Source organism: Paraburkholderia sp. EG304 (assembly GCF_046543485.1).
Classification (GTDB): Bacteria; Pseudomonadota; Gammaproteobacteria; order Burkholderiales; family Burkholderiaceae; genus Paraburkholderia; species Paraburkholderia youngii.
This window is the reverse complement of sequence record NZ_JBKGUA010000015.1, coordinates 12,703-29,614: the sequence shown is the minus strand read 5'-3', so window position 1 is coordinate 29,614 and position 16,912 is coordinate 12,703. Positions and strand designations below refer to the sequence as shown.

The following is a 16,912-nucleotide window of genomic DNA, read 5'->3' as shown; positions in this document are numbered from 1 at the left end:
GACCATGATGGAACCGTCAGCACACGTCGATACTTTCGCGCGCGACAATCTTCCGCCGCAGGATCAATGGCCCGTCTTTCTGCTCGACAATTCGGACGTCGCCTATCCGTCGCGGTTGAACTGCGCGACCGAACTGCTGGAGCGGACCATCGAGGCGGGGCATCGCGACCGGCCGGCGATCTGGTCCGACGTGGACGGCAAGCCACAAGCAACCACATACGGCGAACTGCTCGCGCTGGTCAACCGCAGCGCGCATGTGCTCGTCGATGAAATGGGCTTGCGGCCCGGCAACCGCGTGCTGCTGCGCGGACCGAACACTTTGCAGATGGCCGTCGCCACGCTCGCGGCGCTGAAGGCCGGGCTGGTCGTCGTGCCGACCATGCCGCTGCTGCGCGCGAAGGAGCTCAAGCAGATCATCGAGAAAGCACAGGTCAGCGCCGCGCTTTGCGATGCGCGGCTGACCGCGGAACTCGAGCGCTGCACGAATCCGCGCGACGAGTTCTACTGCGCGGTGCTGAAGCAGACGCGCCGCTTTCACGACGATTCCGCCGATTCGCTCGAGACGCTCGCCGCCAACAAGCCCGAGCACTTCACCGCCTGCGACACCGCCGCCGACGACGTCTGCCTGATCGCGTTCACGAGCGGCACGACCGGCGCGCCGAAAGGCTGCATGCATTTCCATCGCGACATGATCGCGATGTGCGATCTGTTCCCGCGTCATGTGCTGAAGCCTTCCGCGAGCGACATCTTCTGCGGCACGCCGCCGCTCGCGTTCACGTTCGGCCTCGGCGGGCTGCTGTGCTTTCCGCTGCGCGTCGGGGCGTCGACGGTGCTCGTCGAAAAGCTCACACCGCAGACCTTGCTCGACGTAGTCGAACGTTTTCATGCAACCGTGATGTTCACCGCACCGACGTTCTATCGGCAGATGGCGCCGCTCGTCGCGCAACATGACGTGTCATCGCTGAAGAAGACCGTGTCGGCGGGCGAGGCGTTGCCCGATTCGACGCGGAGTCTGTGGCGCGACGCGACTGGCATCGACATGATCGACGGCATCGGCGGCACCGAGCTGATCCACATCTTCGTTTCGTCGCAAGGCGCGGAGATCCGGCCGCACGCGATCGGCCGCGCGGTGCCGGGCTACGTCGTGCAAGCCGTCGACGACGACATGCAACCCGTGCCGCCCGGCACGATCGGCAAACTGGCGGTGCGCGGCCCGACCGGCTGTCGTTATCTGGCGGACGAACGGCAACTGCGCTTCGTGCGCGACGGCTGGAACCTGCCGGGCGATTCGGTCTATCTCGACGCGGACGGCTACGTGTTCTACCAGGCGCGCGCCGACGACATGATCGTGTCGGCCGGCTACAACATCTCCGGTCCTGAGGTGGAAAGCGTGCTGATGCAGCACGAGGCGGTGGCCGAATGCGGCGTGATCGGCGTGCCCGACGAAACGCGCGGGCAGATCGTGCGGGCCTTCGTCGTGGTGAACCCCGGCTATACGGCCGACGACAAACTGGTCGCGCAACTGCAGGATTTCGTTAAGAATAACGTGGCGCCGTATAAATATCCGCGCGTCATCACGTTCATCGGCGCGCTGCCGCGCACCGAAACCGGCAAGCTCAAACGTTTCGAGTTGCGCATGATGACGTAACCCGTATCTATCATAAGACTGGAGACAGACCGCATGGCCGGCTCTTTCATCGAAGTCGTCGCCCACGATGGCGGCCGTTTCAACGCTTACGTCGCGCGCCCCGCGCAGGGCTCGGGCCCGGGGCTCGTGCTCCTGCAGGAAATCTTCGGCGTCAATGACACGATGAAGGCGACCGCCGATCGCTACGCCGAAGAAGGCTACGTCGTGCTCGTGCCCGATCTGTTCTGGCGCATCAAGCCGGGCATTTCGCTTGGCTACGGCGACGCCGATATGAAACAGGCGCTCGGCTATCTGGGCCAGTTCGATGCGGATGTCGCCGTGAAGGACATCGCCGCCACGATCGCCACGTTGCGCGAACTGCCCGAGCAGGCCGGCAAGGTGGGCGTGGTCGGCTACTGCCTCGGCGGCAAGCTCGCGTTTCTGAGCGCGGCGCGCACCGACGTCGATTGCGCGGTCAGCTATTACGGCGTGGGGCTTGACGCGCATCTCGACGAAGTATCGGCAATCAACTGCCCGATGGTGTTCCACTTCCCTGAAAACGACGCGCACTGCCCGCCCGAAACGCGCGAGCGCATCAGCGCCGCACTGCGGACGCGGCCGCAGATCGAGCAATACGTGTATCCCGGCTGCGATCACGCGTTCGCCGCGCCGCAGCGCAAGCAGTACGACAAGCCGGCCGCGATGATGGCGTACTCGCGCACGCTGGCGCTGCTGCGCAAGGTGCTCGGTCCGGTCTACGATCTGAACGCGCTGTGGGAAGCGCATTGCTATCACGAGTTCGCGACACGCGACGTCGATGCGGTGATGCCGACGATGGTCGCCGAGCCCTACGTCAATCACGTGCCGACGATGACAGGCGGTGTCGGGCATGACAATCTGAAGCGCTTTTACACGCATCATTTCGTCAACTCGAATCCACCCGATACGAAGCTGATTCCGATTTCGCGCACGATCGGCTCGGATCGCGTCGTCGATGAATTCATTTTCAGCTGCACGCATAGTTGCGAGATCGACTGGCTGCTGCCGGGCGTGGCGCCGACCGGCAAGTACTTCGAGGTGCCGATGCTCGCCGTGGTGTGCTTCCGCGGTGACAAGCTTTATAACGAGCACATCTATTGGGATCAGGCTTCGGTGCTCGTGCAGGTGGGACTGCTCGATCCGAAGGGCTTGCCGGTGGCGGGGATTGAGAGTGCGAGGAAGTTGCTGGATGAGACGTTGCCGTCGAATGGGTTGATGGGGGGTAAGTCGAAGGTTTGAGAATGTGGTGCTGCCGTCGCTGTGTATCACCCGATGCAGGCGAACTTCGTCGATCCGCAATTGAAGCTGCATTTCGGCTATATCGACAACGAACTCGGCGCGACTGGCTGGTTCGCCGGCAACGACTTCACCGCCGCCAACGTGCAAATGCGCTTCCCGCTCGAAGCCGCCACCGCGCGCGGCATCACTGCGCGATTGCCCGCGATAGGCGCGTTTTTGCAGCGCATTCGCGCCCGGCCCGCATATCAGCGCGCGCTCGAACGCGGCGGCAAATACGAAATCCTCACCGGCGATTGATGCGCAACCGCGCGACGCTTAGCGCGCCGGCGCCGCCCTGGATTTCGTAGTTGGACCCGAAATGCACGGGTGTTAGACTCGAAAACCCATCGTCGGCGATCGACCGAATCCGCGTAAAGGGGCACCCGCATGACCCATTCCCTCCACGGCAAGCAACGTTGGCTCGCACTGATCGTGCTCTGCCTCGGCGTGCTGATGATCGTGCTCGACACCACCATCGTGAACGTCGCGCTGCCGTCCATCGCCGCCGATCTCGGCTTTAGCGAAACCTCGCTCGTGTGGGTCGTCAACGCCTACATGCTGACGTTCGGCGGCTGTCTGCTGCTCGGGGGACGGCTTGGCGATCTGTACGGACACCGCAAGCTGTTCCTGTGCGGCATTACGCTCTTCACGCTCGCTTCGCTCGCCTGCGGCCTCGCGAATTCGCAAGTGCTGCTGGTCGCCGCGCGCGCCGTGCAGGGGCTGGGTGGTGCAATCGTCTCGGCGGTCTCGTTGTCGCTGATCATGAATCTGTTCACCGAACCCGGCGAGCGCGCGAAAGCGATGGGCGTGTATGGCTTCGTCTGTGCGGGCGGCGGCAGCATCGGCGTGCTGCTCGGCGGACTGCTCACCAATCTGCTGAGCTGGCATTGGATCTTTCTGGTCAACCTGCCGATCGGCATTGCGGTGTACGCGCTGTGCCTCGCGCTACTGCCGGCCGCGCGCGGACACGCGCACGGCGAGCGGCTCGACGTGGCCGGTGCGCTCAGCGTGACCGCATCGCTGATGCTGGCGGTCTATGCAATCGTCAACGGCAACGAAGCAGGCTGGACTTCGGCGCAGACGCTCGGCCTGCTGTGCGTCGCGCTCGCGCTGCTTGCCGTGTTCCTCGCAATCGAGGCGAGAGTCGAACATCCGTTGATGCCGCTCGGTCTACTGCGTTTGCGCAATGTCGCGACCGCGAACGTGGTCGGCGTGTTGTGGGCAGCCGCGATGTTCGCGTGGTTCTTTATTTCGGCGCTTTATTTGCAGCGCGTGCTCGGGTATCGGCCGTTGCAGGTGGGGCTCGCGTTTCTGCCCGCGAACCTGATCATGGGACTCTTTTCGCTGGGATTGTCGGCGCGTGTGGTGATGCGCTTCGGGCTGCGCCGGCCGCTCGCGGCGGGCCTGCTGATCGCCGCATGCGGGCTCGCGTTGTTCGCGCGTGCGCCCGTCGACGGCAGCTTCGTGCCCGACGTGTTGCCCGGCATGTTGCTGCTCGGCTTCGGCGCCGGCATCGCATTCAACCCGTTGCTGCTCGCCGCGATGAGCGACGTCGATCCCGCCGATTCGGGCCTCGCGTCGGGCATCGTCAATACGTCGTTCATGATGGGCGGGGCGCTCGGGCTCGCGGTGCTCGCGAGTCTTGCCGCGGCGCGTAGCGAGGCAATGCAGGCGTCGTCGAGCGCGGCGGCCGCGCTGAACAGCGGGTATCACATCGCGTTTCTGTTTGGGGCGGTTTTTGCGGCGGCGGCCGGCGTGCTCGGTGGGCTGTTGCTGAGGCCGGGGCAAGCGGGTGGCGCTGCGGGCGCGCACAGTGACGTGGCGGAGTCGGCCCCGCCTTCCGTCGCGACTGCAAAACCGCAAGCGCGATCAAATGCCTGAGTTCGCCGCTGACTATGCTGGCTTCATGCTGACATGAGAGCTGAGATGAACCCGGTTGGAAAAGCGCTCTGGTATATCGAAAGCCACTTCGCGGGCGAATTGACGCTCGACGACATCGCCCGCGGTGGCTGCGTATCGCGCTTTCATCTCGCCCGCGCGTTCGAAGCGGCCACCGGGATGCCGGTGATGCGCTACGTTCGCGCACGGCGTTTGAGCGAGGCCGCACGACGTCTCGCCGATGGTGCGCCTGACATTCTCGCGGTCGCCCTCGACGCCGGTTACGGCTCTCACGAAGCATTCACGCGCGCGTTTCGCGACCAGTTCGGGCTTACGCCCGATGCGTTGCGCGCACGGGGTCATCTCGACAACCTGAGCATCGTGGAGCCGATCAAAATGGACGAAACCCTTCTGACTCATCTGGAACCGCCGCGCTTCGAAGACGGCAAGCCGCTTCTCATCGCTGGACTGAGCGAGCGCTATACGTGCGAGACCAGCAAGGCGATTCCCTCTCAATGGCAGCGCTTTGGCGCCTGGTACGGCAGGGTGCCGGGACAGATCGGCAAGGTGGCTTATGGCGTTGGCTATAACGCCGATGAACTGGGCAACTTCGACTATATGTGCGGCGTCGAAGTGAGCGATTTTTCCGCACTGCCGCCGGAGTTGAGTCGCGTACGCATCGCCGCGCAACGCTATGCGGTGTTCAGTCATCGCGAGCACATCTCGGGCATTCGTCGCACGATGAATACGATCTGGAATCAGTGGTTGCCCGCATCAGGGCACGTGCCTGCCGATGCACCGCATTTCGAACGGTATGGCGAGCAGTTCGATCCGGCGACGGGAATGGGTGGAGTCGAAGTCTGGTTGCCGCTGAAAAGCTGAGGCCTGATTCGGCGGACGGCCGCGGATGGCCGCTGCGACCGGCCATCCGCCTGATCGATCACGGAGTGGCGTGTCCCTGGTCATGCAATGCATGCACGTCGTCGTATTCCCGCGAAATGTCCTTATTCGTGTAATCGCCGAGTCGCATAGCGGCGGCCACGCTAATCACCGCGCACGCGAACACATACCACGCCACCGCGAATCCCGAATGGAAATAGGCATAAAGCGCGGTCGCAATCAACGGTGCAGGACCGCCAGCGATGACGGAAGCCAACTGGTAGCCCATCGACGCGCCGCTGTAGCGCAAGCGCCCCGTGAACGATTCGGCGATCAACGCGGCTTGGGGACCATACATCATCGCGTGCGGCACCAGCGAAAGCACGATTGCCGCGAAGATCCATCCGGGGTTATGAGTTCCGACCATGAAGAAGTACAGGAAGCCGAATAGCCCGACCGCAGCGGCGCCGATCACGTACATGCGTCGGCGTCCGATCAGATCGGACACGTGACCGAAGAGCGGAATCGTGAAGAATTCCAGCACCGAAGCGGCCAGCACCGCGGTGAGCAACAGATCGCGCGTAACGCCCAGACTCATCACGCCATAGGTGAAGATAAAAGCCGTGAAAATATAGAAGGGCGCCTGTTCGGCCATACGCGCAAGAGCCGATAGAACAATGTCTTTCGGCTGCCGGCGCAATACTTCACGCATCGGCGCCTTTTCGATCCTGCGCTCAGCGAGAAGCTTCGCGAAGATCGGCGTCTCGAGGATACTCAAGCGGATATAAAGGCCGATCGCGACCAGCGCAATACTGAGAAAAAACGGCACCCGCCAGCCCCACGTGAGAAATGCGCTGCCAGAGATCTGACTGGTGGCGAGCACCACCAGATTCGCGACGAACAATCCCGCCGGTACGCCGAACTGCGGCCACGACGCGATGAAACCACGATGCTTGTTGGTGCGTGCCCATTCCATCGACATCAGCACCGAACCGCCCCACTCGCCTCCCACGCCCACCCCCTGAATGAAGCGCAGCGCCGTGAGCGCAATGGCCCCCCAGATGCCGATCGACGCGTAGGTCGGAACGAAGCCGACGGCGAATGTCGCGAGTCCCATCAGCAATAGCGTCACGATCAACGTTGCTTTACGTCCGATGCGATCGCCATAGTGGCCGAAAATCGCCGCGCCCACCGGCCGCGCGATAAAGCCGACGGCGTAAATCAGAAAAGCCTGGAGTGTGCCGACGAGCGGGTCCGATTCAGGAAAAAACAGCTTCGCGAATACCAGACCAGTGACCGTGCTGTACAGGAAGAAGTCATACCATTCGATCGTGGTACCGATCGTGCTGGCGATGACAGCGCGGCGCAACTGGCGCCGTGCCTCCTCATCGGAGAGGGGCATAGCCCCAGATTGCGTGGCAGCCATTTGATATCTCCCCAAAATGGACGGGTGACATCCTTAGTTGACACTTAGGGTATTGGGTGGTTCCGGTGATTACGCGAGAAGCCGAAGGTGAAACGGCCTTTTCGGCTTCTGTCATGGGCGAGAGCCTGGAATCGATAAAAACCCCTATCTGAACCACTATTCGCAGAGATAGGGGCTTTGTTTCAAGGACACATTCCGCAATTGCATTTTTTGCCGCATCTACAATCGGCAATCATCGATTCAGTGCAATTGATACCGACGCGAAAATTGGATCGGAGCCCGAATGAAGCCCAACTTCCGGTATTTCGCGCAGAATGGGCCAGGCATTTCATATGCTCTGCGCCCTTTCCCCTTCAAACCAACGGAATGTAGATATCCGTCTGCCACTGATCCAGCGGCGTCTCAGGATAGACGCTCAGGTACTGGAAAAACAGCGGAAGATCTCGCAACTCTTCTCCACTCGAAGGCAGCCAGTCGCGATAGATCGGGTAGATCGTCTCGCCGATGTGATCGGTCGATCCCGTGTGCCGCACCACCGCGCACCGTGCACCCGGCATGACGAGTTCGCGCACGCCATAGTGATTCGGTGCGACCGGCTCGTCGATCTCTCCGCAGATATCGAAGCGGAATTCCTCCGCTGGCACCGTGTCCGGATTGCCGTGCGGAATGCCGAAGGTCCTGCTCGACGCCACCGGCGATTGTCCGCTTTGAATACGCCAATCGATGAACTTGCGCGCACTCTCGTTGACGAGTCCAGGCGAACCACAATGCTCGAGCGCGGCAACCCGGGTTACCGCAAAGTCGACGATTTTCACTTGCATGGTCAATTTCCTCGAAAGATAGGGAACAATAAAACTCGCACTCCAGAATTGCCATGCTGGATGCCGTCGAAACGCGCTCGGCGCCATGCCGAATGCACGCTTGAACGCGCGGCTGAAGGCTTCGGGACTGTCGAAGCCGGCGTCGAGCGCCGCATCGAGAACCGAGCACGACGCCTGCGACGCGAGGCGGTGAGCCGCGCGACGCAAGCGCATCAACTGCACGTAGCGTGCGACCGGCACGCCGACATACGCGACAAACTGTCGATGGAAATGGAACATCGAGAAGTTTGCGATACGGCTTAGCGCGTCGACCGACAGATCGCCCTCGAGGTTTGCGTCGATATAGGCGAGAACGGCTTCGAAGCGTTTAGCGTAAGCGGCGGTGGCGTCTGTGTGAGTTAGCATGGTCTGGATCGTGCGAGTTCCGATATGGTCGCCGAGGTTGGACACATCTTACCTAGCCGGACTTGCTCGATCTTCGATCGGCTCGCTGCCGAGCCTTGAGAATTTGCGTAAACTTATTCACTTGCCCTCGCCTCCTGAGATTTTCCGCCGATGCCCTCTTCGATCAGCAATTCGCTCCTCTGGATCTTCGACGCGTTCGAACGCGATCCGACTTATGTGCGCCGGCGGATGTTTGGCAGCGATGCCGCGTATATCGACGGCCTGTTGTGTCTGGTTGCCGCCGATCGCGATAAGCCGTGGAATGGGCTGCTCGTCTGTACATCGCAGGAACGCCATGCTGCTCTGATTACCGATCTCCCAGCATTGCGGCCTCACCCGGTACTCGGAAAGTGGCTTTATGTGCCGCAGGAGGACCCTGCGTTCGAAGACACTGTCGAGCAGTTGACGGCGCTCGTTCTGGCGCGGGACCCGCGAGTGGGGGTGGAACCGAAGCCGAAAAAGCGCCGCGGCAAGTCGGTATTGCCGGACGCTTGAAGCGGGTCAGACTCTTGCCGGCGAACCGGGCAAGCCTCCTTTGCCCTTCAGATACCCCACTCCCTCCGCGAGACCAAACTCCCGCTGGGCCCCATCCCTCGACCAACGCACACTAATCCTCCTGTCTGCCGCCTCCCTCTTCCCTACGGCAACGAGAAACGGCACCCGCTTCTCCCTCGCATCGACAATCTTCTTCTCCAGTCTCTCGGGCCGTCCATCGACCACCGCCCGGACCCCGGCATCTTCGAGCGCCTGCAAGACTTCTTGCTCGTAACCCAGACTCGCATCGCTGATCGAAGCAACGACGGCCTGCTCGGGCGCGAGCCAGCCCGGCATCCATCCTTCGTCATGTTCGAGCAGCATCGCGATGAACCGCTCCATGCTGCCGAGCACCGCGTGATGAATCATTACCGGACGCTCGCGTTCATCACGCTGATTGACGAACTCGGCATCGAGCCGCTCTGGCAACACAAAGTCGAGCTGGATCGTGCCGCACTGCCAACTCCGTGCGCGACTATCCGTCAATTGAAATTCGAGTTTGGGCCCGTAAAAAGCGCCCTCTCCAGCGAGTACAGCGAATTCGAGCCCCGCTGCGTCGGCGGCATGGGCCAACGCCTCCTCGGCCCGATCCCACGTCCCCTCGCTGCCAGCACGCAATGCGGGCCGCGACGCCAAAGCAACGCTGAACTCCGGAAATCCTAGGTCCGCGTACACGTCGCGCAGCAGCGCACAGAAGCGCCCCACCTCCGACTCGATATCCGCCGCCGCGCAGAACACATGCGCGTCGTCCTGAACGAACGCGCGCGTACGCTTCAATCCTTCGAGAGATCCCGACGGCTCATCTCGATGACATGCTCCAAACTCGCTATAGCGCAACGGCAGCTCGCGATACGAACGCACACGCTGATTGAACACCTGCACGTGGCAAGGACAGCTCATCGGCTTCAGACAAAGCGCGCGTCCTTCTTCCGCATCGGCGAGCGAATACATCGCGGCGCCGAACTTTTCCCAATGCCCGCTCTTTTCCCACAGCGAGCGCGCCAGCAATTGCGGCGTGCGAATCTCGCGAAAGCCCGCGCGACGCATGCGCGACCGCACGTAATCTTCGAGCACGCGATAAAGCGTCCAGCCGCGCGGGTGCCAGAAAACCATGCCGGCACCTTCTTCCTGCTGGTGGAAAAGATCGAGCTTATTGCCTAGTACACGATGGTCGATGTCGTTCACGGTCATGCTCCGTCGGTTCGAAATTCGCGATTACCGCGATGGATGCCGCAAACGGAGAGATCAGAAACGCCAAAGGCCCCATCCGTTTCCGGCGGGGCCTTTGGGGATTTGCCACTGCTGCTCGTACTTTCCGTACTTCCTGCTAGCGCGCGCAATCTCCAGACGACCCGCCTATGAAGGTGGTCGTCGCGGTGGTGGCGGCAAAGAGTGAAAGAGAGTCGAAGTGCATGCAGCGACAGTAAACCATTTCGATCGGAAGCGTCAATCGCTGGGAGTGCGTCGCGATTGGCGAAGTGTTCTCAATCCTCATTGCGGTACAGGCCGAAAGCTGGTTGATATCCAGGTGAAACATGCCTTATCATTAATACCTGCCTTTCATAAATCATCGAATGCCGCAATGAGCGAACTCATTTGATTCAAATAGCATAGATACTCGAAATAACTTCGCGATGTAGAAATCAGAATTTGATTCGACGTGCCTGACATGAAGCACTTGGTGCGATTCCGCACATTGCGCCAATGCGTGCTGATTGGACGTTCACTATATTTCGATTGCCCCATCTCACCGCAATAAAACTGTTTGCCTAGTCCTCTGAATAATCTTTATTCCCCGCTTCGCAAAAGCGCAAACGCAGCTTTCCAAATAATCACTGAGGAGACGACATGAGAACTAACACGTTGTATTTAACGTGTGCGTTGCTATTCGGTTTGACAACGAGCAGCATTGCCTATTCAACCGATTGGAAGACCTCGGGAAACGACTCGATGAACTCCCGAAACCAGGCTAGTGAATCAGCGATCAGTCCGAAGACAGCGGGTGCCCTTCACAAGCTCTGGTCAACTGACACGAGCGGAAACGTCACGGCGACCCCTGCCCTCGATGACAGCTATGCCTATTTCCCGGATTCCGCGGGCTATCTTTACAAAGTCGACAGGAAGACCGGTCACGTTATCTGGAAGAACCTCGTATCGTCCTACACGGACATCCCTAACGACTACGCGCGTGCAACGCCCGCTATCTCCGGAAACGTACTGATACTCGGCAATCAAAGCGGCAAACTGTCGAGTCCGCAACCGGCCCAGGTCTTTGCCGTCGACAAGAACACCGGCCAGCGGCTTTGGCACACGCAAGTCGATCCAACCACGTATTCACTGGTCACGCAGTCTGCGGTCATCGCGAACGGTACGGCTTTCGTAGGAACGACATCGAACGAAGAATTGATGGCCGCCTATATTTCCCCGCCTGCATGGCAGTGGAGTTTCCGCGGCAGCGTCGTCGCGCTCGATGTCGCGACCGGCGCAATCAAGTGGCAGACGTACACAATACCGACGGGCTATTACGGCGGCTCCGTCTGGGGAAGCACCGGCGCCGTCGACGTCGATCGCAATACGGTATTCATGGGTTCCGGCAACAACTGGGCAGTACCTCAGGCCGTACTCGACTGCATGAACAGCGGCGGCACGCCGACATCGTGCATCGACCCGAACGACCACTTCGACTCGATCCTTGCGCTGGACATGACCACGGGCGCAGTCAAATGGTCCGCGCGCGGACTGCCGTACGATACGTGGAATGTCGGCTGCGGCCTCAACGTGCCGGGCGTCTTCACTCTTCCGTCGAACGCCAACTGTCCCAATCCGCAGGGTCCGGACTGGGACTTCGCGCAAGGACCGATGCTCTTCGGCGGCAATGGCAATGCCGGCCGACTGGTCGGCGCGGGACAGAAGAGCGGGATGTTCTGGGCCTTCGATGAAGAAACAGGCGAACTGCGTTGGTCCACCCAGGTCGCCCCCGGCGGACTCACAGGCGGTCTGCAGTGGGGATCGGCCAACGACGGCCAGTTTATTTACGTTGCGGTAGCGAACAGCGGGGTGACCGGCTCGGGCACGACGCCAGGTGTATGGCAGTTGGCGAACGGCGGCGGCACTACCACGTCGGGCGGCTGGGCATCGCTCAACGCGAATTCCGGCGCGGTGAAGTGGACCACTCCGGACCCACTCGGAAGCCGCGCGGAGGCAGCGGTCAGTGTCGCGAATGGCGTGGTGTTCGGATGCAATCTCGACTACACGAAAGGCACGATGTACGCGCTCGATTCTTCCAACGGAAAAGTACTGTGGTCATTCGACAGCGGCGGCGCATGCAATGCCGGACCGGCCGTTGCGGACGGCGTGGTGTTCTGGGGCTCCGGTTCAACGAACGGACCGGGGCCGCAAAAATTATTCGCCTTCGGCCTGTAGGAAACGCCAAAGGCCTCGTCCTCTGAGGGCGGGGCCTTTGGCTCTTTGCTACGATGTGAGTCTGTTCCGAAGCCGGCGCTTTGGCGCGTATCGCCAGCCGGACCGGAATTGCCACCGAACTCACCGAGCACCAGACCTTGACGATCCACATCCGCCCCGCCACCGCCTCCGACGCCCCCCTGATCCTGCGCTTCATCACCGAACTTGCGATCTACGAGAAAGCCGAGCACGAAGTCGTCGCCGGTGTCAAAGACATCGAGAAAAGCCTGTTTTCCGAGGGCGTGCCCGCGAAAGCGCTGATCTGCGAAATGAACGGCGAGCCCGTCGGTTTTTGCGTGTACTTCTTTTCGTATTCGACGTGGCTCGGCAAGCAGGGGCTTTATCTGGAAGACCTGTACGTGTCGCCCGCATCGCGTGGCAGCGGCGCGGGCAAACAGATGCTGCGCCATCTCGCGCAAATCGCCTGCGAAACGGGCTGCGGCCGCTTCGAATGGAGCGTGCTCGACTGGAACGAGCCGGCCATCGGCTTCTACAAATCGATCGGCGCGAATCCGCAAAGCGAATGGGTGCGCTACCGTCTCGCGGGCGACGCGCTCAAGGCATTCGCCGAAGGCGAAACCGAACCGAACACCTAAGCGCGGTCACTGCGCGGAGGCCGCGACGGGCGCCACCTCGAACGCATCGCCCGTTGCGAAGAAAGTGCCGCCTGCGACGTAATGGCACGTGCGCAGGTCGGGATCGTCGCCGAAATGCCAGCGGTTGTGCGAATACACGCGGCTATCCGCATACGCGGCGACCACCTCGCCGATGATCAGATCGTGCCGCTGGCTGTCGTCCGGAATCACCTTGCATTCCATCCACGTGATGCAGCCGGCCAGCATCGGCACGTCGATTTTTGCGCGCGGAAAGTCTCGAGATCGAACGCGGAGAACTTGTCGAGTTCGACGCCCGCATGCGTGCCGACGGCAAGTGTTTGTGCGGCGAAACCGCGGCTCGGCAGTTGCAGCCCGAACACGCCGCTCGCTTCGATCAGGCTACGCGTCAGCGTGCGGCTATCGACGACCACCACCACCTTCGGCGGATCGAAGTCGAGCGGCATCGCCCACGAGGCGGCCATCACGTTCGAACGACCAGCGTGCGCGCTCGTGATCAGCGTAACGGGTCCGTGATTGAGCAGTTGAGTCGCGCGCGACAATTCCACGGGTTCTCGGGTGGCGGTCATAGCATCGTGATGGCGTCGAAAGGGTGACGCTGATTGTAGCGGGGCGGGAGAAATGAGGCGCGCGATGTGCGGAAGCCGCCGTGCGGAGCGATAGAGCGGGCGGATCGAACTGCCAGACGGCAGCCCACAAGCCGCCGCCTGACAGACTTCAAACGAAAAACTTCAATGGCCGCTCAATGATGCGGTGCCTTGCCGTTCGGCACCACATTGTGCGGCTTGTGCTGCTCTTCGCCGAGTCCCGGGAAGAACGCGTTCCAGGCGGCGCGCACACCCTGCGCCGCGGTTGCTTCGGCGCTGACCGATTCGGCCGCGCCGTCCGCGGCTTTCGACGGATCAGCGGACAGGCCGCGCCAATGCGTGAATACGAGCAACGGCTTTTCGGTCCACACGCCGTCGCCAAATTTCGCAAACGCCGTGTCCCCGCTCGCCAACTGCACCTCGTACCAGCCTTCGCGTACGGGCGTATGGATGGCCAGCTCAAACCACGGGGTCGGTTCGATTTCCTTCATAGCGTCTCCGGTCGGATAAATCGTCATCGAAAACCACACTTAACGCATTGTTCGTGCCCATCGGCGGCGCCAAACCCGCGGCGCGGCGGGCCGGGCAACCGTGGCACATGCGGGCAGACCCGGCACTTCGGAGCGAAGTCGCCGCGCATACGACACGATAGCGCGACATGGGCCGGGCGGACAAACGTAAAACTTACATGTCCTAGGTGGCAGGCGTACGGCGTTGCGGGATGAGCTTTTTGCGGGACCGGGCGGCGGGTTTTCCGGCAGGCGTTCCGGCCGGTTTTGCCGCGCGCTTCGCAGCCGGTCGCGCCTCGCTCTCTATCTCCCGCACCAGCTCCGCCAGCGCTTTCACCGCCGGCCCCAAGCGCTCCGCCCCCGTATTCCCATAGCCGATCACGAGCCCGTTGGTCTGCTCCGACGCCCCGATCGCGAACCCCGACAGCGCGCGCGGACCGAGCCCCAACGCCTGCGCCCGCGCCGTCAGCGTGCGATCGTCGAGCGACGCGGGCAGCCGCAGCGTCAGATGCATGCCGCAATCGCCGCCAAGAATCGTCGCCGCCGGAAAATATTCGGCCAGCGCGTCGCGCAGCGCCTGCTGGCGCTCGCGGTACAGCCGCCGCATCCGCCCGAGATGCCGCCCGAACTCGCCGCTTTCGAGGAAATGCGCGAGCGCCAGTTGCTCCAGCCGATGCCCGCCGCGCAGCAACTCTTGCAGCGCAACAGCGGCATGCGCGGCGATCGTCCGAGGCAGCACGACGAAGCCGATGCGCAGCGCCGGAAACATCGTCTTGCTGAACGAACCGACGTACAGCACGGGCGCCTCGTCGACGAGGCCCTGCATGCTCGCGATCGGCTCGCCGGTGTGGCGCACTTCGCCGTCGTAATCGTCCTCGATCAGCCACGCGCCGCAGCGCCGCGCCTCTGCAATCAGCTCGAGCCGCCGCGCCACCGACAACACCGCGCCGGTCGGATACTGATGCGCGGGCGACGTGTAGATCAGCTTCGGCGGATGCGTGCGCCACGCGTCGGCCGGCACGGCCATGCCTTCGGCGTCGACGGGAATCGGCAGCAAGCGCAAATCGCCCGCGTTGAAAGCGGCCTTCGCGCCGCGGTAGCCGGGGTCCTCGGTCCATGCGATATCGCCGGGATTGGTCAGCAGCCGCACGCACAGGTTCAGCGCCTCCTGCGCGCCCTCGGTGATCACGACCTGCGAGCCGTCGCAGCGCACGCCGCGCGCCATCCGCAGATGCGCGGCGATCGCGTCGCGCAACGCCGGTTCGCCGGCCGGCGTGCCGTAGCCGAGCGCGCGTGGTAAGGCGCGCTCCATCGCACGTTCGAGCGCGCGCCGCCAGGCGGCTAGCGGGAAGCGGTCTAGCGCGGGTGTGCCCGGGGTCAGCGCATAGGTGTTGTCGACGTGCTTGTGCGGCGCCGCGAACTGCTGGACGCGCCTCGCGTACACGACCTCTGGCGCCGCCGAAGCCGTCGCCCGCTCGCCGCGCGCGGCGGGACTCGACAGCGGACTCACGCGCGTGCCCTGGCGATCGGCAATGACATAACCGACCGCGGCGAGATGTTCGTAAGCGATCACGACGGTGTTGCGCGACACGCCCATTTCGGCGGCGAGCAGCCGCGACGACGGCAGCAACGACCCGGCCGGCAGACGGCCCGCGAGAATGGCCTGTTGTAGACGTTCGATCAGCTGCTTTTGCAGCGGCGCGGGCCGCTTGGCCCCGCTAGCGCCGCTCGCGGCGAAAACGTCGTCGGCATGGACGAGCGGTCCGATGATTTCGATCATGGTGGTTGGACCTATCGAATAAGCGTGTCGTGGATCTTTTGAACATACCACGTTTGCCGTATCGTTCCTGCATCGACGACAGGAGAAAGGACATGGAACCCACACGCACCGCCTACGGCCAGCCGATCGGCAAACCCGTGCCCGGCTGGCGCGGCGCGCAGCCGCCGGGCCGCGAGCCGCTGAGCGGCTGCTATTGCCGGCTCGAAGCGGTCGACGTCGAGCGCCACGCGGCCGACCTGTTCGACGCGTACCGTTCGGCCACCGACGGCCGCGACTGGACTTATCTGGCGATCGGCCCGTTCGACAGCCTCGCAGCCTATCGCGAGCACCTGACGCGGATGGCGGCATCGAAAGATCCGCTGCACTACGCGGTGATCGACCTCGCGACGGGCAAGGCGGTCGGCACGCTGTCGCTGATGCGGATCGATCCGGCCAACGGCGTGATCGAAGTCGGCCATGTCACGTATTCGCCGCGGCTCAAGCGCACGCGCATCGCGACCGATGCGATGTACCTGCTGCTTAGCGAAGTGTTCGACAAGCTCGGTTACCGCCGTTTCGAATGGAAATGCGATGCGCTGAACGAGCCGTCGCGCAAGGCCGCGCTGCGCTACGGATTCACGTTCGAGGGGATCTTCCGGCAGGCGATCGTCTACCGTGAGCGCAATCGCGACACGGCGTGGTTTTCGATCATCGACAGCGAATGGCCGGCGTTGCGCTCGTGTTATCAGCGGTGGCTCGACGCGGGCAATTTCGATGCGCAAGGGCAGCAGGTCGAGCGGCTCGCCGATCTGATCGCGCAGCGGCGAGCGGCGGACGACGCCCGGTAAAGCCAGACGCTCGCATCAGCGCGCCGCCGATGCCATCGCACGCGGCGCGCTTGCGCCAGCCCTTCGCTGCGCGCCGCCAACCCCGGCAGCCGGCGCAACTTCGCCCTAAACTGCCTCCATACGTTCGCGCGCCGCTGCCGAAGCGCGATTGCCACAGCGCGCCAGCTTGTGCCACGCGTGCCTCGTTCCATGCCGTTACAGCCCAGC

13 protein-coding genes and 2 pseudogenes are annotated in these 16,912 nt (G+C 62.6%); 9 read left to right on the top strand and 6 right to left on the bottom strand.

Annotated elements, in window-relative coordinates:
- Window positions 1-7 precede the first annotated feature (7 nt).
- The 5 genes and pseudogenes from ACLFKU_RS19060 (at window position 8) to ACLFKU_RS19040 (ending at window position 5,704) form a co-directional block, all read left to right on the top strand.
- Complete coding sequence (locus tag ACLFKU_RS19060; protein ID WP_410850117.1) at window positions 8-1,648, top strand: AMP-binding protein; 1,641 nt, start codon at window positions 8-10, stop codon at window positions 1,646-1,648.
- 33 nt (window positions 1,649-1,681) lie between these two features.
- Complete coding sequence (locus tag ACLFKU_RS19055; protein WP_410850116.1) at window positions 1,682-2,905, top strand: dienelactone hydrolase family protein; 1,224 nt, start codon at window positions 1,682-1,684, stop codon at window positions 2,903-2,905.
- 33 nt (window positions 2,906-2,938) lie between these two features.
- Window positions 2,939-3,202: pseudogene (locus tag ACLFKU_RS19050) on the top strand (glutathione binding-like protein); the annotation flags it as partial.
- Window positions 3,203-3,331: 129 nt separating this feature from the next.
- Window positions 3,332-4,825 (top strand): DHA2 family efflux MFS transporter permease subunit, encoded by a 1,494-nt coding sequence (locus ACLFKU_RS19045; protein WP_410850115.1) that lies wholly within the window; start codon window positions 3,332-3,334, stop codon window positions 4,823-4,825.
- A gap of 45 nt (window positions 4,826-4,870) precedes the next feature.
- A complete protein-coding gene (locus tag ACLFKU_RS19040) occupies window positions 4,871-5,704 on the top strand; it encodes a GyrI-like domain-containing protein (protein ID WP_410850114.1) in 834 nt (277 codons plus the stop codon).
- Window positions 5,705-5,762: 58 nt separating this feature from the next.
- On the opposite strand, the gene ACLFKU_RS19035 is transcribed toward ACLFKU_RS19040, so the two are convergent.
- Together ACLFKU_RS19035 and ACLFKU_RS19030 are read right to left on the bottom strand one after the other, a co-directional pair.
- Window positions 5,763-7,127 carry an MFS transporter gene (locus ACLFKU_RS19035; protein WP_368583203.1) on the bottom strand — a complete coding sequence of 455 codons (1,365 nt, stop codon included), beginning with the start codon at window positions 7,125-7,127 and terminating at the stop codon, window positions 5,763-5,765.
- A 353-nt stretch (window positions 7,128-7,480) separates the two neighbouring features.
- Window positions 7,481-8,353, bottom strand: coding sequence for a GyrI-like domain-containing protein (locus ACLFKU_RS19030; RefSeq protein WP_410850113.1), 873 nt, complete (start codon window positions 8,351-8,353; stop codon window positions 7,481-7,483).
- A 150-nt stretch (window positions 8,354-8,503) separates the two neighbouring features.
- Between ACLFKU_RS19030 and ACLFKU_RS19025 the strand changes: the two genes are divergently transcribed.
- Window positions 8,504-8,887, top strand: a complete 384-nt coding sequence (locus ACLFKU_RS19025; RefSeq protein WP_410850112.1) for a hypothetical protein — start codon at window positions 8,504-8,506, stop codon at window positions 8,885-8,887.
- 6 nt (window positions 8,888-8,893) lie between these two features.
- On the opposite strand, the gene thrS is transcribed toward ACLFKU_RS19025, so the two are convergent.
- The gene (gene thrS / locus ACLFKU_RS19020; RefSeq protein WP_410850111.1) at window positions 8,894-10,111 is read right to left on the bottom strand and encodes a threonine--tRNA ligase; all 1,218 of its coding nucleotides are present in this window, start codon (window positions 10,109-10,111) and stop codon (window positions 8,894-8,896) included.
- Between the two features lie 765 nt (window positions 10,112-10,876).
- Between thrS and ACLFKU_RS19015 the strand changes: the two genes are divergently transcribed.
- Both ACLFKU_RS19015 and ACLFKU_RS19010 read left to right on the top strand, forming a co-directional pair.
- On the top strand, window positions 10,877-12,349 hold the full coding sequence (locus ACLFKU_RS19015) for a PQQ-binding-like beta-propeller repeat protein (protein ID WP_410850110.1): 1,473 nt from the start codon (window positions 10,877-10,879) through the stop codon (window positions 12,347-12,349).
- Window positions 12,350-12,486: 137 nt separating this feature from the next.
- Window positions 12,487-12,984, top strand: a complete 498-nt coding sequence (locus tag ACLFKU_RS19010) for a GNAT family N-acetyltransferase (RefSeq protein WP_013092731.1) — start codon at window positions 12,487-12,489, stop codon at window positions 12,982-12,984.
- Between the two features lie 6 nt (window positions 12,985-12,990).
- On the opposite strand, the pseudogene ACLFKU_RS19005 reads toward ACLFKU_RS19010, so the two are convergent.
- The 3 genes and pseudogenes from ACLFKU_RS19005 to ACLFKU_RS18995 all read right to left on the bottom strand — a co-directional run bounded on the left by ACLFKU_RS19005 (window position 12,991) and on the right by ACLFKU_RS18995 (window position 15,878).
- A pseudogene (locus ACLFKU_RS19005) lies at window positions 12,991-13,571 on the bottom strand (flavin reductase family protein).
- Between the two features lie 173 nt (window positions 13,572-13,744).
- On the bottom strand, window positions 13,745-14,080 hold the full coding sequence (locus ACLFKU_RS19000) for a hypothetical protein (RefSeq protein ID WP_176106988.1): 336 nt from the start codon (window positions 14,078-14,080) through the stop codon (window positions 13,745-13,747).
- A 202-nt stretch (window positions 14,081-14,282) separates the two neighbouring features.
- Window positions 14,283-15,878: a PLP-dependent aminotransferase family protein gene (locus ACLFKU_RS18995; RefSeq protein ID WP_410850109.1), complete on the bottom strand. Its 1,596-nt coding sequence runs from the start codon at window positions 15,876-15,878 to the stop codon at window positions 14,283-14,285.
- 92 nt (window positions 15,879-15,970) lie between these two features.
- Between ACLFKU_RS18995 and ACLFKU_RS18990 the strand changes: the two genes are divergently transcribed.
- Window positions 15,971-16,705, top strand: coding sequence for a GNAT family N-acetyltransferase (locus ACLFKU_RS18990; RefSeq protein ID WP_410850108.1), 735 nt, complete (start codon window positions 15,971-15,973; stop codon window positions 16,703-16,705).
- Window positions 16,706-16,912: the final 207 nt, after the last annotated feature.

Bases quoted from the DNA above. Each gene is read 5' to 3' on its own strand.
- ACLFKU_RS19055 (WP_410850116.1), top strand. From the start codon at position 1,682: ATGGCCGGCTCTTTCATCGAAGTCGTCGCCCACGATGGCGGCCGTTTC.
- ACLFKU_RS19015 (WP_410850110.1), top strand. From the start codon at position 10,877: ATGAACTCCCGAAACCAGGCTAGTGAATCAGCGATCAGTCCGAAGACA.
- ACLFKU_RS19045 (WP_410850115.1), top strand. From the start codon at position 3,332: ATGACCCATTCCCTCCACGGCAAGCAACGTTGGCTCGCACTGATCGTG.
- ACLFKU_RS19030 (WP_410850113.1), bottom strand. From the start codon at position 8,353: ATGCTAACTCACACAGACGCCACCGCCGCTTACGCTAAACGCTTCGAA.
- ACLFKU_RS19000 (WP_176106988.1), bottom strand. From the start codon at position 14,080: ATGAAGGAAATCGAACCGACCCCGTGGTTTGAGCTGGCCATCCATACG.
- ACLFKU_RS19025 (WP_410850112.1), top strand. From the start codon at position 8,504: ATGCCCTCTTCGATCAGCAATTCGCTCCTCTGGATCTTCGACGCGTTC.
- ACLFKU_RS19035 (WP_368583203.1), bottom strand. From the start codon at position 7,127: ATGGCTGCCACGCAATCTGGGGCTATGCCCCTCTCCGATGAGGAGGCA.
- ACLFKU_RS19040 (WP_410850114.1), top strand. From the start codon at position 4,871: ATGAACCCGGTTGGAAAAGCGCTCTGGTATATCGAAAGCCACTTCGCG.
- ACLFKU_RS18995 (WP_410850109.1), bottom strand. From the start codon at position 15,878: ATGATCGAAATCATCGGACCGCTCGTCCATGCCGACGACGTTTTCGCC.
- ACLFKU_RS18990 (WP_410850108.1), top strand. From the start codon at position 15,971: ATGGAACCCACACGCACCGCCTACGGCCAGCCGATCGGCAAACCCGTG.
- ACLFKU_RS19060 (WP_410850117.1), top strand. From the start codon at position 8: ATGGAACCGTCAGCACACGTCGATACTTTCGCGCGCGACAATCTTCCG.